The following is a 15868-nucleotide window of genomic DNA, read 5'->3' as shown; positions in this document are numbered from 1 at the left end:
CCGCTGCCCGGAGAGCGGTCTCACGGGCGGGTGGCCTTGCCGTCCAGCCAGAGCGTGTCGGCTCGTCGCGGTGCACGCCGGTCGACCCGACGTGCTTGGCGTCAATCTTCTCGCCCTTCTTGATCACATGGCGAGAGCCATGGCGTGCCCGCGGCCGAGCCCGAAGTCGTCGGCCAACCACGTGAGGATGGTGCCCGCCTTCGTAGCGGAATCGTCGAACCCGCGCTCCTGGGCGAGTGTGATGAACTGGCGAGGCGTCAGCCCCGTCTTCTCCTCGATGTTGTCGAGGTAGGCCTGGAAGGACATGGGTGCTTCCCTTTCCCGAGGTTTGCCGGTCGATGATCTGACCGCCGCCGGCGGCGAAGATCATCGCAACCTTGGTGGATCATCCTTCCGGCGGATTGGCGTCGCGGGCCGCCTGGACGAAGGCGCGCACCATGGCCGTGTCGTTCGTCGGGAGCCACACCGGCCCCCACAGAACCGGAGGCGCGTCGTGCATCGGCACGTACGCCACCCCTGACCGCGGGTAGTACCGCTCGGTGTGCGCGCCGACCGGATAGACGCCCTTCCCCATCGCCACCAGGCTGAGGATGCCGGCGAACGTCGTGCCGACGGGACCTTCCGGCACCGGGAATCCTGCCGGGGTGTGGCTCGGAGTGCGGTCCTGGCGGAACTCCTCGGCCATCTCCGAGGGCAGCTGGATCACCGGGTGCTCGGCGAGGATCTCGATGGAGACGGAGTCCCGGCGCGCCAGGTCGTGGCCCGCCGGCACCGCGAGCACCCGCGGCTCCCGCATCAACACCGGTCCGCAGGTCATGCCCGGGAACGGGTACGCGGCGACCAGGACGTCGATGCTGGCGTTGCGCAGCCGTGGTTCGGCGTCGTCGATCTGCGCTTCGAGCATCTGGACGTCGCAGTCGCCATGCCGCCCGGCGAAGAGTTCGACGGCCCTGAGCAGCAAGTTCTCCGCGCCAGCCGTCATGTAGCCCACTCGCAGGATCCCGGATACTCCACGGCCCGCATCGACGGCCGTGCCGATCGCCGCAGCCAGGTCGACCATGACGGGCGCCAGCTCTTCGGCCAGTCGCCGTCCGATGGAGGTCAGCCGGACCTGACGGCTGGTGCGCTCGAACAGCGGCGCACCGACGCGGCGTTCCAGCCGCTGGATGGTCCTGCTGACCTGGCCGGTGGACACCCCTGAGCGTTCAGCGGTGCGGCCGAAGTGCAGCTCGTCCGCGAGCGTCAGGAACGTCTCCAGCTCGTGCCGCTCCCACACACTGCCTCCACCGTTGCGTTTGAGGCAACGATCGTAGCGAGATCATCGCTTGATGGCGATCGTGCACCCGCGAAGAGTGAACGCCGTCAACCAGCGCTTCACTAGGGAGTTCTCGCTATGGCCACCGCACCCACCCTTCCCCGGCCGGCAACGTCGACGACCGGCACCCCGGACCCTGTGCGGGTCCGCCGATTACTGTGCCTCGGTGCCCTCGCCTGGCCGCTGTTCCTCCTCGTCGGGTTCACCCAGGCGCTGATCCGGGACGGCTTCGACCTCCAGCGGCATCCCTTCAGCATGCTGAGCCTGGGCGGCCTCGGCTGGATCCAGATCGCGACCTTCGTGGCCACCGGCCTGGCGTTCCTGGCCGCGGCAGCCGGTCTGCGGACCGCCCTGCGGGGCGAACGCGGTGCCACCTGGGGACCGCGCCTGTTCGGGCTCTTCGGCATCGCCATGCTCGGTGGCGGGGTGTTCGTGGCCGACCCGTCGTTCGGGTTCCCGGCCGGCGCACCCTCCGGGGCTCCGCCGGTGATCAGCTGGCACGGCGCGTTGCACGGCGTCGCATTCGGTGTCGGCGCCCTCGCCCTGATCGCGGCGTGCTTCGTGTTCGCCCGCCGGTTCGCCGCGCTCGGCCGCCGTGGATGGGCGCTCTACTCCGCGGCCAACGGGGTCCTGCTGTTCGTCCCGATGGCCGCGATGGGCACCGACGTGGGCGTGGTGGTCCAGTACGTCGCCGCCGTCCTCGGCTGGTCCTGGACGTCCGCGGTCCTCGCGCACCTCGCCAAGCACGTCCACTGACCACGGAAACGAAGGAGGCAGTCATGCCTGGCACCGAGAACGGTCCCGCGTCCTACTTCCCGTCGATCGAGAAGAAGTACGGGCGGCCGATCGAGGAGTGGAAAAGACTGATCCGCTCCAGTTCGCTCCGGAAGCACCTGGAGCTGGTCACCTGGCTCAAGGACGAGCACGGTCTGGGCCACGGCCACGCCAACGCCCTCGTGCGCCACACGCTGCTCGAGGACGGCCGGACGCACTGACGGTCCCGGAAGCGCTGAACCGGAGATGCCCAGAACCGCACGGTTCTGGGCATCTCCGGTGTAACGGTCACGGCAGCGCGAACGTGTGGCCGGCGCTGATCGCCCGCAGCTTGTCCGGGTTGGCCACGTTGTGGATGGCGGTGATGCGGCCATCGGCGTGGAAGTCGAACGTGACGGTGGAGATCACCCGGCTCGCCGCTGAGGACCACGCCCGGTCCACCGTTGATCTCCACCAGCTCGGCGCTCATCTCCGCCGGCTCCACGCCCTCGTAGGCGCGGCTCCCGACGCCGGCGAACCAGCGCGCCACCTGGGATGCGCCCACGACCGGGCGCAGGGCCTGGCGGACCTTCCCGCCGCCGTCCGTCCAGAGCGTGACGTCAGGTGACAGCAGCTCCGTCAGTGCGTTGACGTCACCGCCCGTCGCGGCAGCGAAGAACCGATCGGTGACCTGGGCGCTGCCGCGCACGGTCTGCCGCGAATCGGGGCCGCCGTCCCTGCACGTGCTCGCGGGCGCGGTGGACTGCCTGACGGACGGCGGCCTCTGACCTGTCCACCGTTTCGGCGATCCCGGCGTGGCTGAAGGCGGAGACCTCCTTCAGCACGAACACCGCCCGTTCGAGCGGGCTCAGCGTCTCCATCACCACGAGCGTCGCCATCGACACCGACTCCGCGTCGGTGACCGCGTCCGCCGCGTCGCCGCCGGTCAGGATCGGCTCGGGCAGCCACGGCCCGACGTAGGTCTCTCGCTGGGGCCGAGTGGAGCGCAGCCGCTCCAAGGCCACGTTCCTGGTGAAGGATCGGCTACCGGAGCAGGACGTCACTCCTGGGGTGGCTGCAGCACGCAGAGTTCGTTGCCGTCCGGGTCCGCCAGGACATGCCACCGCCACCCGCCCTCGACGACCGGCTCGGGCGTCAGCACCACACCGCCGACCGCCTGCACGCGTGAGACCTCGGCGTCCAGGTCCTCGGTCCGCAGGTCGAGGTGCACCCGGTTCTTACCGGCCTTGCGGTCGTCGGTCCGCTGCAGCAGCAGCTCCATGCCCTGGCCGCCGTGAGGCACCAAGGCCAAGTACGGCCCGCCGCGGTACGCCTCGCAGCGATATCCCAGGACCGCCGTCCAGAAGGCCGCGGCACGCTCCAGGTCGGCGCAGTCCAAGACCATGACCAGTTCGCCTTGCGGGTACCGATGCACATCCCCAGCCTCGCACCCGTGCGGCTGGCGGGCGCGCGGCTCGACGAGGAGCGGTCGAGCGCTTCGCTGTCGCGCTGACCGCTGAGGGTTCGGCTTGCGGGACAAGGAGCCCGCGCGGTTGGCTGCCCGCCATGGTTGATCATGGGCGCATCCGCGTCGTCACCATGAACGTGCTGGGGCCGGCGAACCCGGGTTGGCAGCGGCGCCGGAGCGTGCTCGCCGAGAGGCTTCAGCAGCTGAAGGCGGACGTCGTCGCGTTGCAGGAAGTGCCCATTGCCAGCCGATCGGAGGTGGTCGAGGAGCTGCTGGGTCCCGGTTGGCACGTGCGCGGCTTCGCACGGGCCTCCGAGGACGGCGTCGGCGCTGTGCTGGCGACCCGGCAGCCGCACCGAGTGCTCGAGGAAATCGACCAGCGCTGCACTCCGCGGTCTCGAGACTTCGCCTGGTGCGCCACGCTATTGGTCGAGGTCGACACGGCGGTTGGTCGCACGCTGGTCGCCCATCACAAGCCGAGCTGGCAGTTCGGCTACGAGCACGAGCGCGAGCAACAGGCCCTGGCTGCTGCCCGGATGCTTGAGAAGTACGCCGACAGCGGGGCGCACGCGATCGTTCTCGGCGACTTCGACGCCACTCCGGATGCCGCGAGCGTCCAGTTCTGGCGTGGGCGCCGGTCTCTGGCGGGCATCAGCGTCTGCTACCAGGACGCGTGGGAGAGCGTGCGACCCACCGAGCCCGGATTCACCTTCAGCGCCGAGAACCCGCTGGTGCGTGCCGGGGAGGTGGCCACCGCCGTCAGCCGGCGCATCGACTACGTCCTGGTCCGCAGCGGAATCCACGGCCCCACCCTGCAGGTGGCTGCCTGCGACCGGCTTCTGGACCGGCCCGTGGAGGGGGTGTGGGCCAGCGACCACTTCGGCGTCGTCGCCGACCTGGCGCTGCCCGATCACGCGCCGGGGTCCTGGGGCGTCTTGCACGGCTGACGCGGACCCCGTCGCCGGTGGCCCCGTGCTCATGCCCGGCCGTGGGGGTTCACGCGGCGCTCGGCTGCCATGTCCTGCGACCTCACCGCAGCTGGTCGAGCAGGTGCAGGTTGTCGGCCGTCACCCATACCTGCACGATTCGATCCGCCTCGAAGCGGTAGACGGCGAACTCTTGAGTCCGGATGCGGCGGCCGGTCGCTGGCACCCCGAGGAACTCGCTCTTGTGGGTGCCGGTGTCGGTGAAGTGCGCAGACACCCAGTTGTCGCGCACGAACAGATGCTCCAGGTGCCACCGGTAGTCCGGGAACGTCCGCACGACGGCCTCCAGGCCCGCCACGTAGGCGTCAAACCCCTGGACCTGGCCGTTGACCTCAACGTCCTGGGCGACGAACTGCCCGAACTCGTCGAAGCGGTGGGCGTTGCAGACCGCGTTGTAGCGCCGGTACTGCGCCTTGAGCTCTTGTTCTCTGACGGTCATGGGCACCCACCCAGCCTGGCAGGAGCAGGCAGTCTCGAGGCCCGCAGGAGCGACGTCGCCACCGGCGATGCGCCGACGGCCAGCCAGATCACCGCGGTGGGTATGCCCACCGGCGGTGACGGCGGTGACGGGCTGGAGCCAGGTGGAGGGTCGTCGCGGTGCAGGCAGTGCCCGCCGTCGATGAGGCAGACGGCGGCGCGCAGACGGTGGGGCGCAGAGGCGGGCGCTGACCACGACCGAGGTTGAGCCGAAGGCGATCCCCGTCGAGACACCACGCGGCCGACCCGCGAAACCACCTGGCCGTCGCCGTAGCGGGTTCCTCTGCGGTACGCGGCCGGCGGGGCGCCGAGGCCACGCGGACGTCGCCGAAGCGGGTTCTTCGCCGGCCAGGTGGCTCGTACCGCCGCTGGCGAGCCGCTCGGTGCCGGTGACCTCGCAGCGCGCGTTGGACCCGCCTACCTCGGCGCCCACCGCACCCTGTCGGCTGCAGGCGGGCCGCCTCGGCGGTCCGCCCGCAGCGCCGCCGGAAGGGAGCCAGGCGGTCCTCGAGCCGGATCGCCACGGTGACAGATCAGCGGGCGAATGAGCGCTGCGCGAAGTCCGGCGCCGCCTCGATCAGTCGTCCGCGCCGGCAGGTCTGCGGGCGCGGCTGGGCTGCACCCGCATCGGCTCGCCCGGCATCTTCGGGTAGTCCGGGGGATAGGGCAGGTCGCCCAGGCCCTCGTCGGTCTCCTGCTTCTCGAACAGCTCCAGCAGCGGCTCGATGCGGAACGCGTGGTCGGCGAGGCCGGCGTGCTTGTCACCCACGGCGGCGAACCGGGCCGGCATGGTCAGCACGTCGAAGTCGGTCGGCTGGACGTCGGGGAGCTCGTCCCAGTCGACCGGTGCCGACACGGGCGCGTGCGGCCGGGGCCGGATGGAGTAGGCCGACGCGATGGTGCGGTCCCTGGCCATCTGGTTGTAGTCGATGAAGATCTTCTCGCCGCGCTCCTCCTTCCACCACGACATCGTCACCTGGTCGGGCAGCCGGCGTTCCAGCTCGCGGCCGAACGCGATGACGGCCCGGCGCACGTCGGTGAAGGTCCACCGCGGCAGGATCGGCACGTAGACGTGCACCCCGCGCCCGCCGGAGGTCTTCGGCCACCCCTCCATGCCGAACTCGTGCAGCAGCTCACGCACGTGCGGCGCGACCCGCACCGCGTCGGAGAAGTCGGTGCCCGGCTGCGGGTCGAGGTCGATGCGGATCTGGTTCGGGGACTCGACGTCCTCCTTGCCCACCGGCCAGGGGTGGAACGTCAGCGTGCCGAGGTTCGCGCACCACGCGACGACGGCGACCGAGTCCGGCGCGATCTCATCCGCCGTCCGCCCGCTGGGGAAGGTGATGTGCGCCGTCGGCACCCAGTCGGGGGCGTTCTTCGGCACCCGCTTCTGGTAGAACGCGTCGCCGCTGTTGTCCACCCGCGTGGAGATGCGGGCGCCCTCGAACACCCCGCCAGGCCAGCGCTCCAGCGTCGTCGGCCGGTCCCTCAGCGCGGAGAGGATCCCCTCGCCCACGGCGATGAAGTACTCCACGACGTCGATCTTCCGGATCCCGCGCTCGGGGAAGTACGGCTTCTCCGGGCTGGAGACCCGCACCTCGTGCCCGTCGACCTGCAGGACGACGGCGTCCTTGCTGCTGCTCGCCATTCCGCCGCTCCGCTCGTCCGTGGGCTGCCGAGTCTCACGCAGGGCAGGTGAGCCCGTCCACCGGCGCCACCAGATCGATGAGGTAGGCGTTGACCGCGGCGGTCACGCACTCGGTCTTGGGGTAGGCGGTGTGCCCCTGGCCCTGCCAGGTCAGCAGGACGCCGCTGTCCAGGTCCTCGGCGAGGTCGACGGCGCCGGGCAGCGGGGTCACCGGGTCGCCCGCGTTGCCGATCACCAGGATCGGTGCGCTGCCCTCGGCGTCGCGCTCCGGCACCGGCGTGCGCTCGGCGTCCCACACCGAGCAGGTGAACAGCCCGGCCGCCGCCCCGGCCCCGAACAGCGGGTACCGGGCGCTCCACTCGCCGACCAGCTCGCGCACCCGCTCCTCGGGCACGGTCTCCTCGGTGTCGGCGCAGTTGATCGCCACGTTGGCGTCGAGGAGGTTGGAGTAGGTGCCGTCCTCGAGCCGGCCGCTGTAGTCGTCGGCCAGCGAGAACAGCAGCCGGGCGTCGCCGTTCCGCGCGGCGGCGAGGCCCTGCGCCAGCTGCGGCCAGGAGGCGGTGTCGTACAGCGCGGCCGCCACCGCGGTGAGGATGACGCCGGGCGTGGCCTGCCGGGTCTCGCCCTCCTCGCTGCTCGGGACGGGCGTGGTCTGCGCCTGGGCCAGCAGCTCCTCGAGGAATCGTCGGGGGTCGTCGCCCAGCGGGCAGCCGGCGATGAGGCCGCGGCAGTTCTCCGCGAAGGCGTCGAAGCCGGCCTCGAACGCGGCGGCGCGGGCCTCGGCGTCGGCGACCGCGTCGACGTCGGGGTCGACGGCGGCGTCCAGCACCATGGCGCGCACGCGGTCGGGGTAGAGCTCGGCGTAGGTCGAGCCCAGCGTGGTGCCGTAGGAGTAGCCGAGGTAGGTCAGCTGCTCCTCGCCGAGGGCCTGCCGCAGCTGCTCCATGTCGCGGGCGGTGTCCACGGTGTTGAAGGTGCCCAGCGCCTCGCCGTACTCCTCGGCGCAGCCCTCGGCGATCTCGCTGGAGATCGCGAAGACGTCGTCGAGCTGCTCCTCGGTGGTCGGGCGCGGCTCCGCGGCGATCGCGCGGTCCTTCAGCTCCTTGGGGATGCACTCGACCGGCGTGGACAGGCCCACGCCGCGCGGGTCGAAGCCGACGACGTCGAAGCGGCGCAGCACGTCCTCGGGCAGGGTCAGCGCCAGCCCGATGGCGGCGTCGGCGCCGGAGCCACCCGGGCCGCCGGGGTTGACCATGAGCGACCCGAGGGGTTCGGTCTGCCCGGCCAGCGAGGCGCGGACGAGGAAGAGCGGCAGCGTGGCGCCGCCGGGCTCGTCGTAGCTGATCGGCACGTCGGTGCGGCCGCACTCGAAGGCGATGTCGCGCTCGCTGCCCGGCTGCCCCTCGACGAGCGGCTGGATCTGGGCGTCGCAGTCGGTCCACTCGATCGGCGCGACCTCGGGCTCGGCCGGTGCCGTGCTGGTGCTGGCGGCGGGCTCCTCCGTGGTCTCGCCGAAGGAGGTGCAGCCGGAGAGCACGAGGGGCAGGGCCAGCAGCAGGCCGGACGCGGCGGCCGGGAGGCCACGGTGCAGACGCATGATCACGAGGATAGGGACCTTCCTGCCCCCCACCGCTCGCAAGCTCGCGGCGGGACCCTGCAGGAAGGCCGTCCGCGGCGCACCGTCTCAGCCCTCCAGGACCTCGGCCAGGTCGTAGCGGACCGGCACGTCGAGCTGGTCGTACGTGCAGCTGCGGGGGTCCCGGTCGGGGCGCCAGCGGAGGAACTGCCCGGTGTGACGAAGTCGACGCCCCTCGAGCTGGTCGTACTTGATCTCGACGACCAGCTCGGGGCGCAGCGGCACCCACGAGAGGTCCTTCTTGGCGTTCCACCGGCTCACCGCGCCGGGCATCCGCTGCTCGCCCTCGGCCTGCACCTGGGCGTTGGCCCAGTCCTGCCAGGGGTGGCCGTCGAGCGCCTCGGCGCGGTACGGCGCGAGCTCCTCGACCAGCTCGGCCCGGCGCGCCATCGGGAAGGACGCCGCGACGCCGATGTGCTGCAGCTCCTCGCCGTCGTACAGGCCGAGCAGCAACGAGCCGACGATCGGCCCGCTCTTGTGCCAGCGGAAGCCGGCGACCACGCAGTCCGCCGTCCGCACGTGCTTGACCTTGGTCATCAGCCGCTGGTCGGGGCCGTAGGGCAGGTCGGCGGACTTGGCGACGACGCCGTCGAGGCCGGCGCCCTCGAACGTCTCGAACCAGCGCTCGGCGGTGGCGGCGTCCCGGGTGACGCTGGTGAGGTGCACCGGGGGGCGGGCGCCGGACAGGGCGGCTTCGAGCCGGGCCCGCCGCTGCGCGAACGGCGTCTCCAGCAGCGACTCGTCACCCAGGGCGAGCAGGTCGAAGGCGACGAACGAGGCCGGGGTCTGCTCGGCGAGCAGCGTGACGCGTGACTCCGCCGGGTGGATCCGCTGCAGCAGCGCCTCGAAGTGCAGCCGGTCGTCCCGCGGCACGACGATCTCGCCGTCGACGACGCACCGCTCGGGCAGGTTCTCCTTCACCGCGGCGACGACCTCGGGGAAGTAGCGGGTCAGCGGGCGCTCGTTGCGGCTGCCGAGCTCGACCTCGTCGCCGTCGCGGAAGACGATGCAGCGGAACCCGTCCCACTTCGGCTCGTAGAACCACTCGTCGCCGACCGGCACCTTCGTGGCGGCCTTCGCGAGCATCGGCTTCACCGGCGGCTGCAGCGGGAGGTCCATGTCGCTCAGTCAAGCAGCCACCGGCGGCCCCGATCGAGATCGCGGCCCTCGCCCCCGCGGTCGCCGTCCTCGCGGTGTGCGGCGAGGGTGGCTGCTGCGCCGCGAGGTCGGGTCCCCGGGCCCGCGTCCGCACCGTCGGGCCGCACCGTGGAACTAGACTAGCTCACATGACCAAGTCGGTGGGGGTGCACGAGGCGAAGACGCATCTGTCCCGGCTGCTCGAAGCCGTCGCCGCCGGGGAAGAGGTGGAGATCACCAACCGTGGTCGGGTGGTCGCCCGGCTGGTCGGTCCGCGACGGCGGACGCCCAATTTCGATTTCGACCGCGGCCGGGTCTGGATCGCCGACGACTTCGACGATCCGCTGCCCGAGGACCTGCAGCGGGCGTTCGAGGAATGGCCGTGAGGGTCCTGCTCGACACGCACGTGGTCGTGTGGCTGACGCATAGGTCGGAGCGGCTCGGCGCGGCGCGGGACCTGGTGGCCGATGCCGACCGCCGGTTGGTGTCGGCAGTCAGCATCTGGGAGCTGGCGATCAAGCAGCGCCTGGGCAAGCTGTCGCTCGGCTCCGACGTGCGGACGTGGACCCGCCGCGTGACCCGTGAACTGGCGCTCGACCACCTGCCCGTCAGCACCGAGCACGCTGCCGGCGTCGAGCACCTGCCCGACGTCCACCGCGACCCGTTCGATCGCCTGCTGATCGCCCAGGCCGTCGCCGAGGGCGCCGTCCTCCTCACCGCGGACCGGCGGCTCGTCGGGTACGGCGACGCCGTACGGCTGGTCGGGTGAGCTACGCGCCGAGCGCGTAACGCGTGAAGAGCATCCCGTCCTCCTCGAGCAACTGGCGCAGCTCCAGCCGGGCGGGGGCGCCCAGGGCGGCGTCCAGGAGCCGGGTCTCGCCGCCGACCAGAGCGGGGGCGATCGACAGGTCCAGCTCGTCGACGACGCCGGCGGACAGGGCGCTGCGCAGCAGCTGCGGCCCGCCCTCGCAGGTGACCTGCTCCAGGCCGCGGGCGGCGAGGGCGGCCAGCGCGGCGGGCAGGTCGACGTCGTCGTCGCCGCAGACCAGCACGTCGGCGCCGGCGGCGGCGAGCGCCGCGCGGCGATCGGGGTCGGCGGCCCCGCAGGTGATCAGGATCGCGGGGGAGACGGCGTCGGTGACCAGGCCGCTCGCCGGGTCGAGCGACGCCCGCCGGGAGACGACCGCGATCGGCGCCGTCGGCGGCCGGCCGATCGACTCCCGCAGCCGGCCGACGGCGGAGCCCGGTAGCACCGGGCGGTAGCCCTCGGTCGAGGCGGTGCCGTGCCCGACCAGGACGACGTCGGCCAGCGCGCGCAGCACCTGGAACACCCGCCGGTCGCCAGGGGAGCCCAGCCCCTCGCTCGCCCCGTCGACGGTGATCGCGCCGTCGAGCGAGGCGATGACGTTCACCCGCAGCGAGCGACCGGGCGGCATGCGGTAGGCCTCCACCAGCCCGTCGGCGTCGAGTGGTGCCGGATCGGGCAGCAGCCGGCGCATCAGCGGATGGCCAGCACGGCGGCGCTCTCGGCCGGCAGCGTCACCGTCTCGCCGTCCACCTCGGGCAGCTCACCGGTGCAGAAGAGGACCTCGCCCACCCGGCGGTCCAGGTCGACCTCGCGCGGCTGGTCGGCGAGGTTCACCGCGACCCGCAGCGTGCCGCGGTGCACGACCAGCCAGCGGTCGGCGTCGTCCCAGGTCACCTCGACCGACGCCAGGTCCGGGTCGACCAGCTCGGGGTGGGCGCGGCGGAGCGCCAGGAGCGAGCGGTGCAGCGCCAGCAACCGGTCGTGCGGCTCCTTCCCCGGCTCGCTCCAGTCGAGCGTGGAGCGGTGGAAGGTCTCCGGGTCCTGCGGGTCGGGCACCTCGTCGGCGTCCCACCCGTGCTCGGCGAACTCGCCCTTGCGGCCCTCCGCGGTCGCCCGCCCGATCTCCGGGTCCGTGTGGCTGGTGAAGAACTGCCACGGCGTGGTCGCGCCCCACTCCTCGCCCATGAAGAGCATCGGGGTGAAGGGGCTGGTCAGCACGAGGGTCGCGCCGACGCCGAGCAGCCCGGGGGAGAGGGACGCCGAGATGCGGTCGCCGACGGCCCGGTTGCCGATCTGGTCGTGGTCCTGCAGGTAGCCGAGGAACTTCCAGCCGGGCAGGTGCGCGGTGTCCACCGGCCGGCCGTGGTGGCGGCGGCGGAAGCTCGACCAGGCACCGTCGTGGAAGAAGGCACCGGTGAGCGTCTTGGCCAGCCCGCCCAGCCCGGCTTCGGCGAAGTCGCGGTAGTAGCCCTGGCCCTCGCCGGTCAGCGTGGCGTGCAGCGCGTGGTGGAAGTCGTCGCTCCACTGGGCGTGGATGCCGGTGCCGCCCGCGATCCGCGGGGTGACCATCCGCGGGTCGTTGAGGTCGCTCTCGGCGATCAGGGTCAGCGGCCGGCCGACGGCGGCGGAGAGCCGGTCGACCTCCTCGGCCATCTCCTCCAGCAGGTGGGTGGCCCGCTCGTCGACCAGGGCGTGCACGGCGTCGAGGCGCAGCCCGTCGACGTGCATGTCGCGCAGCCACATGAGGGCGTTGTCGAGGATGTAGCGGCGCACCTCGTCGGAGTCCGGCCCGGACAGGTTGACCGACTCGCCCCAGGTGTTCGCGCCGCCCTCGCTGAAGACCGGCATGAACGCCGGCAGGTAGTTGCCGGACGGGCCGAGGTGGTTGTAGACGACGTCCTGGATCACGCCGAGTCCCCGCTGGTGGCAGGCGTCGACGAACCGCTGGTAGGCGGCGGGGCCGCCGTAGGTCTCCTGCACCGTGTACCAGAGGACGCCGTCGTAGCCCCAGTTGCGGGTGCCGTCGAAGCCGTTGACCGGGAGCAGTTCGACGAAGTCGACGCCGAGGTCGACGAGGTGGTCGAGCTTCGCGATCGCCGAGTCCAGCGTGCCCTCGGGGGTGAACGTGCCCACGTGCAGTTCGTAGACCACGCCGCCGGCGAGCGGGCGGCCGGTCCAGGCGCGGTCCCCCCACGCGTGCGCCGAGGGGTCGAAGCGGCGGGAGAGGCCGTGCACCCCGTCGGGCTGGCGGCGGGAGCGGGGGTCCGGGTAGACCTTCCCGTCGTCGTCGCCGAGCAGGAAGCCGTAGTCGGCGTCGGGCCGCGCCTCGACCTCGGTGCGCCACCAGCCGCCGTCGTCCCGCCGCATGTCGTGGACGGTGCCGTCGACCTGGACCCGCACGCGCTCGGGCAGCGGTGCCCAGACGGTGAACTCGACGGGTGCGGGCATGCAGGGCCTCCAGGACGGGTCGGGCGGGAACTGACGGTGTTCTGCCCGGACGGCGGCCGTCGAACCGTCCGCCGGCCGGGCGGTGGCGTGCACGGCGACACCCGGACCGCCGCCGGGACGGCGCAGCGCGTACCGCGACCGGAACGGGCCGTGACCGCCCGCTCACGCGCTATCCTCCCGCGCGACCGGTACCGATCGGTACCCCATCGCCGGAGGTATGCCCGTGGGCACGGTCCGCACCCTGGTCTTCCCCGCCTTGCGCTTGCTGGTGTGGGCGGTCATCGCCGTGGCGCTCGTGGTCCTGGCCTTCCGGGGCGGCAGCGACGGCGGCACCCCGACCGGGCCGGGAGCGCCGACGCTCGACCTCACCGCGCCGGTGATCCCGGTCGCCCGCGGCACCGTGGCGAACACGGTCACGGTGACCGGCACCGTCGTCGCCGACGACGCGGTGCCGGTGCGGGCCACCGCCGCCGGCACCGTGCGGCGGGTGCTCGTCCCGCGCGGCGGGACGCTCGCGGCCGGGCAGGGGGTGCTGGAGATCCGCGTCGAGGAGGAGCAGGAGCCGGTCGCCGGCACCGACGCCGAGGGCAACCCCACGATGACGCCGCGGCCGCCGAAGGTGCGCACGGTCACCGTGCCCGCGCCCAGCGGCGGCACCGTGACGGCGATGGACGCGCTCGTCGACCAGGTGGTGTCGGTGGGCGACGAGCTCGGCGAGATCTCCCCGGGGACCCTCTCGGTGACTGCGTCGCTCACCCAGGCCGAGCAGTTCCGGCTGCTGGCCCCGCCCTCGACGGCGGAGGTCACGGTCCAGGGCGGTCCCGCCCCGTTCACCTGCACCGGACTCGCGCTCGGCGCCGGATCCCCGGCCTCACCGGGAGAGGACGGCGGCGGCGGCTTCCCGGCCCCGATGCCCTCCGGTGGGACCACCGCCCGCTGCGCGGTGCCGGCCGGCGTCACCGTGTTCGCGGGCATGACGGCGACGGTGGCGGTGGCCGCCGGCACCGCCGAGGACGTCCTGGTGGTGCCGATCACCGCCGTGCAGGGGTCGGTGCAGCAGGGCAACGTCTGGGTCGTCCGCGACGACGGCGCACAGGAGGAGCGGTCGGTCGTCCTCGGGCTCAGCGACGGTGACCAGATCGAGGTGCGCGAGGGGCTGGCGGAGGGCGAGCAGGTCCTCCAGTTCGTGCCCGTGCCCGACGACTCTGTCGAGGACCCGATGAGCGGCGGGCCGTTCGGATGACCCTGCTGTCGCTGCGCGGCATCAGCCGGGAGGTCGACCTCCCCGACGGGACCGTGCTGCCGATCCTCACCGGAGTGGACCTCGACGTCGCCCCGGGTGAGCACGTGTCGATCGTCGGCCGCTCGGGGTCGGGCAAGTCCACGCTGCTGAACATCCTCGGCCTGCTCGACACTCCCACGGCCGGCGGCTACCTGCTCGACGGCGAACCCACCGACCACCTCCGCGCCCGGCGCCGCTCGCGGTTGCGCGGCGAGGTGTTCGGCTTCGTCTTCCAGCAGTTCAACCTGCTGCCGCGGCGGACGGCGGTGGAGAACGTGGCCGCTCCCCTGCTGTACGCCCGCGGCCGCGACTTCCTGCGCCGCCGCCGCACCGCGGCCGAGATGCTGGAGCGGGTGGGGCTGGGCGCCCGCGCCGACCAGGTGCCCGAGCGGCTCTCCGGCGGCGAGCAGCAGCGGGTGGCGATCGCCCGCGCCCTCGTCCGCGCGCCGCGGGTCGTGCTGGCCGACGAGCCGACCGGGGCGCTGGACGTGGAGACCGGTGCGCAGGTGATGGAACTGCTCGCCCGGGCCACCGCGGAGAACGGCGCTGCGCTGGTCACCATCACCCACGACCTCTCCGTGGCCGCGCTGGCCGACCGGCGGTTCCGGCTGGACGCCGGCCGGCTCGCCCCGCTGGTCGAGGCCGGCGCCCTGGACGCCGCGACGTCCGACCGGGGCACCGGGTGACCGGCGTCCTCGGCGCGCTCTCGGAGGCCTGGGACGAGGTCCGCGTGCACAAGAGCCGCGTGGTGCTGTCCCTGGTCGGCGTCTTCCTCGCCGTCTTCGCGATGACGACGGTGACCGCGCTCGGGCTCATCGTGGCCCAGGTGCAGCAGGAGTCGGCGGAGCGCGGTGCGGGCCGGCCGGCGACCATCGCCGTCAACGCCTACGACCCCACGACCGGCATGCCGCCGGACCCGGCGGAGTGGGACGCCGCCGTGACCGAGCTGGTGGACCGCTACGGCATCGCCACGGCGGCCAGCATCTCCTACGGCGAGGGCCTCTACCGCATGCCCGGTGGCACCCAGCGGATGCAGACGATGCGCGTCTCACCGGCCTACGGGGACCTGCACCGCAAGGAACCGGTGCAGGGGCGCTGGTTCCGGGAAGGCGACCGCACCGCGCTGAGCCCCGCGCTCGTGGTCAACGAGGCGTTCCTCGAAGCCCTCGGCATTCCCGACCTCTCGAGCCGCCCCACCGTCGTCCTGGGCGGGCCGGCGCCGGTCCGCGCCACCATCGTGGGCGTCGTCCGCGAGGGGTGGGGCAGCGAGCCGATCGTCTACCGGGTCGACCGCTCCGGGGGGCCGTGGGGCGACGCCGGCGCGGTCGATCCCGCCCAGGCGATGTACGGCGGGCCGAGCACGCTGGAGCTGTGGGTGCCCCCGGACCAGGCCGACCAGGTGATGGAGGTCGTGTCCCGCGACCTCGGCGCCGCGCTCGGCGGGGTCCAGGTGGACGCCTTCCGCCAGGACGCCTCCGGGATGGAGGAGACCCTGGCGATGCTGCGGCTGGCCATCCGCGGGGCCGGCATCGTCGTGCTGGTGCTCGGCGGGTTGGGCGTGCTCAACATCGGCCTGGTGACGGTGCGGCAGCGGATCCGCGAGATCGGCGTCCGGCGCAGCTTCGGTGCGACCTCCGGCCGGATCTTCTCCGCGGTGATGCTGGAGAGCGTCTGCGCGACCGCGCTCGCCGGAGTCGCCGCCGTGGGTGCGTCGATCGTGCTGGTGCGCAACCTGCCGCTCGAGCAGTGGCTGAACGACGGCATCCCGCTGGCCGATGCTCCCGGCTTCCCGGTCGCCGCGGCTGTCGAGGGGCTGGTCGCGGCGACGGCAGTGGGCGCGCTCGCCGGGCTGCTGCCGGCGATCATCGCCGTCCGCGCCAAGGTCATCGACGCGATCCGTTTCTGAGTGG

18 protein-coding genes are annotated in these 15868 nt (G+C 72.8%); 8 read left to right on the top strand and 10 right to left on the bottom strand.

Going from position 1 to position 15868, the window contains the following annotated elements; genetic code table 11:
• Positions 1 to 123: 123 nt before the first annotated feature.
• Together BMW62_RS22935 and BMW62_RS09245 are read right to left on the bottom strand one after the other, a co-directional pair.
• Positions 124 to 306, bottom strand: coding sequence for a DUF4287 domain-containing protein (locus BMW62_RS22935; protein WP_211435056.1), 183 nt, complete (start codon positions 304 to 306; stop codon positions 124 to 126).
• 79 nt (positions 307 to 385) lie between these two features.
• Positions 386 to 1276: a LysR family transcriptional regulator gene (locus tag BMW62_RS09245; RefSeq protein WP_091930564.1), complete on the bottom strand. Its 891-nt coding sequence runs from the start codon at positions 1274 to 1276 to the stop codon at positions 386 to 388.
• Between the two features lie 117 nt (positions 1277 to 1393).
• On the opposite strand from BMW62_RS09245, the gene BMW62_RS09240 reads away from it, so the two are divergent.
• Together BMW62_RS09240 and BMW62_RS09235 are read left to right on the top strand one after the other, a co-directional pair.
• Positions 1394 to 2071, top strand: a complete 678-nt coding sequence (locus BMW62_RS09240) for a DUF998 domain-containing protein (protein ID WP_091930563.1) — start codon at positions 1394 to 1396, stop codon at positions 2069 to 2071.
• A gap of 23 nt (positions 2072 to 2094) precedes the next feature.
• A complete protein-coding gene (locus BMW62_RS09235) occupies positions 2095 to 2310 on the top strand; it encodes a DUF4287 domain-containing protein (protein WP_091930562.1) in 216 nt (71 codons plus the stop codon).
• Positions 2311 to 2721: 411 nt separating this feature from the next.
• Here the strand turns inward: BMW62_RS09235 and BMW62_RS22930 are convergent, their stop codons facing one another.
• Both BMW62_RS22930 and BMW62_RS09225 read right to left on the bottom strand, forming a co-directional pair.
• On the bottom strand, positions 2722 to 3087 hold the full coding sequence (locus tag BMW62_RS22930) for a sigma factor-like helix-turn-helix DNA-binding protein (protein ID WP_211435055.1): 366 nt from the start codon (positions 3085 to 3087) through the stop codon (positions 2722 to 2724).
• A 41-nt stretch (positions 3088 to 3128) separates the two neighbouring features.
• Positions 3129 to 3473 (bottom strand): VOC family protein, encoded by a 345-nt coding sequence (locus BMW62_RS09225; protein WP_091930561.1) that lies wholly within the window; start codon positions 3471 to 3473, stop codon positions 3129 to 3131.
• 194 nt (positions 3474 to 3667) lie between these two features.
• On the opposite strand from BMW62_RS09225, the gene BMW62_RS09220 reads away from it, so the two are divergent.
• A complete protein-coding gene (locus BMW62_RS09220) occupies positions 3668 to 4483 on the top strand; it encodes an endonuclease/exonuclease/phosphatase family protein (RefSeq protein ID WP_170852299.1) in 816 nt (271 codons plus the stop codon).
• A gap of 82 nt (positions 4484 to 4565) precedes the next feature.
• Here the strand turns inward: BMW62_RS09220 and BMW62_RS09215 are convergent, their stop codons facing one another.
• The 4 genes from BMW62_RS09215 to BMW62_RS09200 all read right to left on the bottom strand — a co-directional run bounded on the left by BMW62_RS09215 (position 4566) and on the right by BMW62_RS09200 (position 9402).
• On the bottom strand, positions 4566 to 4961 hold the full coding sequence (locus BMW62_RS09215) for an ester cyclase (RefSeq protein WP_091930559.1): 396 nt from the start codon (positions 4959 to 4961) through the stop codon (positions 4566 to 4568).
• 615 nt (positions 4962 to 5576) lie between these two features.
• A complete protein-coding gene (locus tag BMW62_RS09210; protein ID WP_091930558.1) occupies positions 5577 to 6647 on the bottom strand; it encodes a DNA polymerase domain-containing protein in 1071 nt (356 codons plus the stop codon).
• A 34-nt stretch (positions 6648 to 6681) separates the two neighbouring features.
• Complete coding sequence (locus tag BMW62_RS09205; protein ID WP_091930639.1) at positions 6682 to 8244, bottom strand: alpha/beta hydrolase; 1563 nt, start codon at positions 8242 to 8244, stop codon at positions 6682 to 6684.
• An 87-nt stretch (positions 8245 to 8331) separates the two neighbouring features.
• Positions 8332 to 9402 (bottom strand): ATP-dependent DNA ligase, encoded by a 1071-nt coding sequence (locus BMW62_RS09200; protein WP_091930557.1) that lies wholly within the window; start codon positions 9400 to 9402, stop codon positions 8332 to 8334.
• Between the two features lie 167 nt (positions 9403 to 9569).
• On the opposite strand from BMW62_RS09200, the gene BMW62_RS09195 reads away from it, so the two are divergent.
• On the top strand, positions 9570 to 9806 hold the full coding sequence (locus BMW62_RS09195) for a type II toxin-antitoxin system Phd/YefM family antitoxin (protein ID WP_091930556.1): 237 nt from the start codon (positions 9570 to 9572) through the stop codon (positions 9804 to 9806).
• Positions 9803 to 10189, top strand: a complete 387-nt coding sequence (locus tag BMW62_RS09190) for a type II toxin-antitoxin system VapC family toxin (RefSeq protein ID WP_091930638.1) — start codon at positions 9803 to 9805, stop codon at positions 10187 to 10189. The genes BMW62_RS09195 and BMW62_RS09190 overlap by 4 nt, the downstream gene beginning before the upstream one ends.
• A 1-nt stretch (position 10190) precedes the next feature.
• On the opposite strand, the gene BMW62_RS09185 is transcribed toward BMW62_RS09190, so the two are convergent.
• Both BMW62_RS09185 and treZ read right to left on the bottom strand, forming a co-directional pair.
• Entirely contained in the window at positions 10191 to 10919 is a 729-nt protein-coding gene (locus BMW62_RS09185; protein WP_091930555.1) for a dihydrofolate reductase family protein, read from the bottom strand.
• Entirely contained in the window at positions 10919 to 12676 is a 1758-nt protein-coding gene (treZ, locus tag BMW62_RS09180; RefSeq protein ID WP_091930554.1) for a malto-oligosyltrehalose trehalohydrolase, read from the bottom strand. Before treZ ends, BMW62_RS09185 begins: the two co-directional genes overlap by 1 nt.
• Before the next feature lie 223 nt (positions 12677 to 12899).
• Here treZ and BMW62_RS09175 point away from each other — a divergent pair, with 223 nt between their 5' ends.
• The 3 genes from BMW62_RS09175 to BMW62_RS09165 are packed head-to-tail and all read left to right on the top strand — an operon-like array spanning position 12900 to position 15864.
• The gene (locus tag BMW62_RS09175; RefSeq protein WP_091930553.1) at positions 12900 to 13919 is read left to right on the top strand and encodes a permuted SH3 domain-containing protein; all 1020 of its coding nucleotides are present in this window, start codon (positions 12900 to 12902) and stop codon (positions 13917 to 13919) included.
• The gene (locus BMW62_RS09170; RefSeq protein ID WP_091930552.1) at positions 13916 to 14644 is read left to right on the top strand and encodes an ABC transporter ATP-binding protein; all 729 of its coding nucleotides are present in this window, start codon (positions 13916 to 13918) and stop codon (positions 14642 to 14644) included. Before BMW62_RS09175 ends, BMW62_RS09170 begins: the two co-directional genes overlap by 4 nt.
• A complete protein-coding gene (locus BMW62_RS09165) occupies positions 14641 to 15864 on the top strand; it encodes an ABC transporter permease (RefSeq protein ID WP_091930551.1) in 1224 nt (407 codons plus the stop codon). Before BMW62_RS09170 ends, BMW62_RS09165 begins: the two co-directional genes overlap by 4 nt.
• The last annotated feature ends 4 nt before the right edge of the window (positions 15865 to 15868 follow it).

The sequence above is a fragment of the Blastococcus sp. DSM 46786 genome, from assembly GCF_900109665.1.
Classification (GTDB): domain Bacteria; phylum Actinomycetota; class Actinomycetes; order Mycobacteriales; family Geodermatophilaceae; genus Blastococcus; species Blastococcus carthaginiensis.
The sequence above is the reverse complement of the archived record's forward strand: the minus strand, read 5'-3'. Positions and strand labels throughout refer to the sequence as shown.

Coding starts and splice junctions, on each gene's coding strand:
- BMW62_RS22935 (WP_211435056.1), bottom strand. CDS start 306: ATGTCCTTCCAGGCCTACCTCGACAACATCGAGGAGAAGACGGGGCTG.
- BMW62_RS09240 (WP_091930563.1), top strand. CDS start 1,394: ATGGCCACCGCACCCACCCTTCCCCGGCCGGCAACGTCGACGACCGGC.
- BMW62_RS09235 (WP_091930562.1), top strand. CDS start 2,095: ATGCCTGGCACCGAGAACGGTCCCGCGTCCTACTTCCCGTCGATCGAG.
- BMW62_RS09225 (WP_091930561.1), bottom strand. CDS start 3,473: ATGGTCTTGGACTGCGCCGACCTGGAGCGTGCCGCGGCCTTCTGGACG.
- BMW62_RS09220 (WP_170852299.1), top strand. CDS start 3,668: ATGAACGTGCTGGGGCCGGCGAACCCGGGTTGGCAGCGGCGCCGGAGC.
- BMW62_RS09215 (WP_091930559.1), bottom strand. CDS start 4,961: ATGACCGTCAGAGAACAAGAGCTCAAGGCGCAGTACCGGCGCTACAAC.
- BMW62_RS09210 (WP_091930558.1), bottom strand. CDS start 6,647: ATGGCGAGCAGCAGCAAGGACGCCGTCGTCCTGCAGGTCGACGGGCAC.
- BMW62_RS09205 (WP_091930639.1), bottom strand. CDS start 8,244: ATGCGTCTGCACCGTGGCCTCCCGGCCGCCGCGTCCGGCCTGCTGCTG.
- BMW62_RS09200 (WP_091930557.1), bottom strand. CDS start 9,402: ATGGACCTCCCGCTGCAGCCGCCGGTGAAGCCGATGCTCGCGAAGGCC.
- BMW62_RS09195 (WP_091930556.1), top strand. CDS start 9,570: ATGACCAAGTCGGTGGGGGTGCACGAGGCGAAGACGCATCTGTCCCGG.
- BMW62_RS09185 (WP_091930555.1), bottom strand. CDS start 10,919: ATGCGCCGGCTGCTGCCCGATCCGGCACCACTCGACGCCGACGGGCTG.
- treZ (WP_091930554.1), bottom strand. CDS start 12,676: ATGCCCGCACCCGTCGAGTTCACCGTCTGGGCACCGCTGCCCGAGCGC.
- BMW62_RS09170 (WP_091930552.1), top strand. CDS start 13,916: ATGACCCTGCTGTCGCTGCGCGGCATCAGCCGGGAGGTCGACCTCCCC.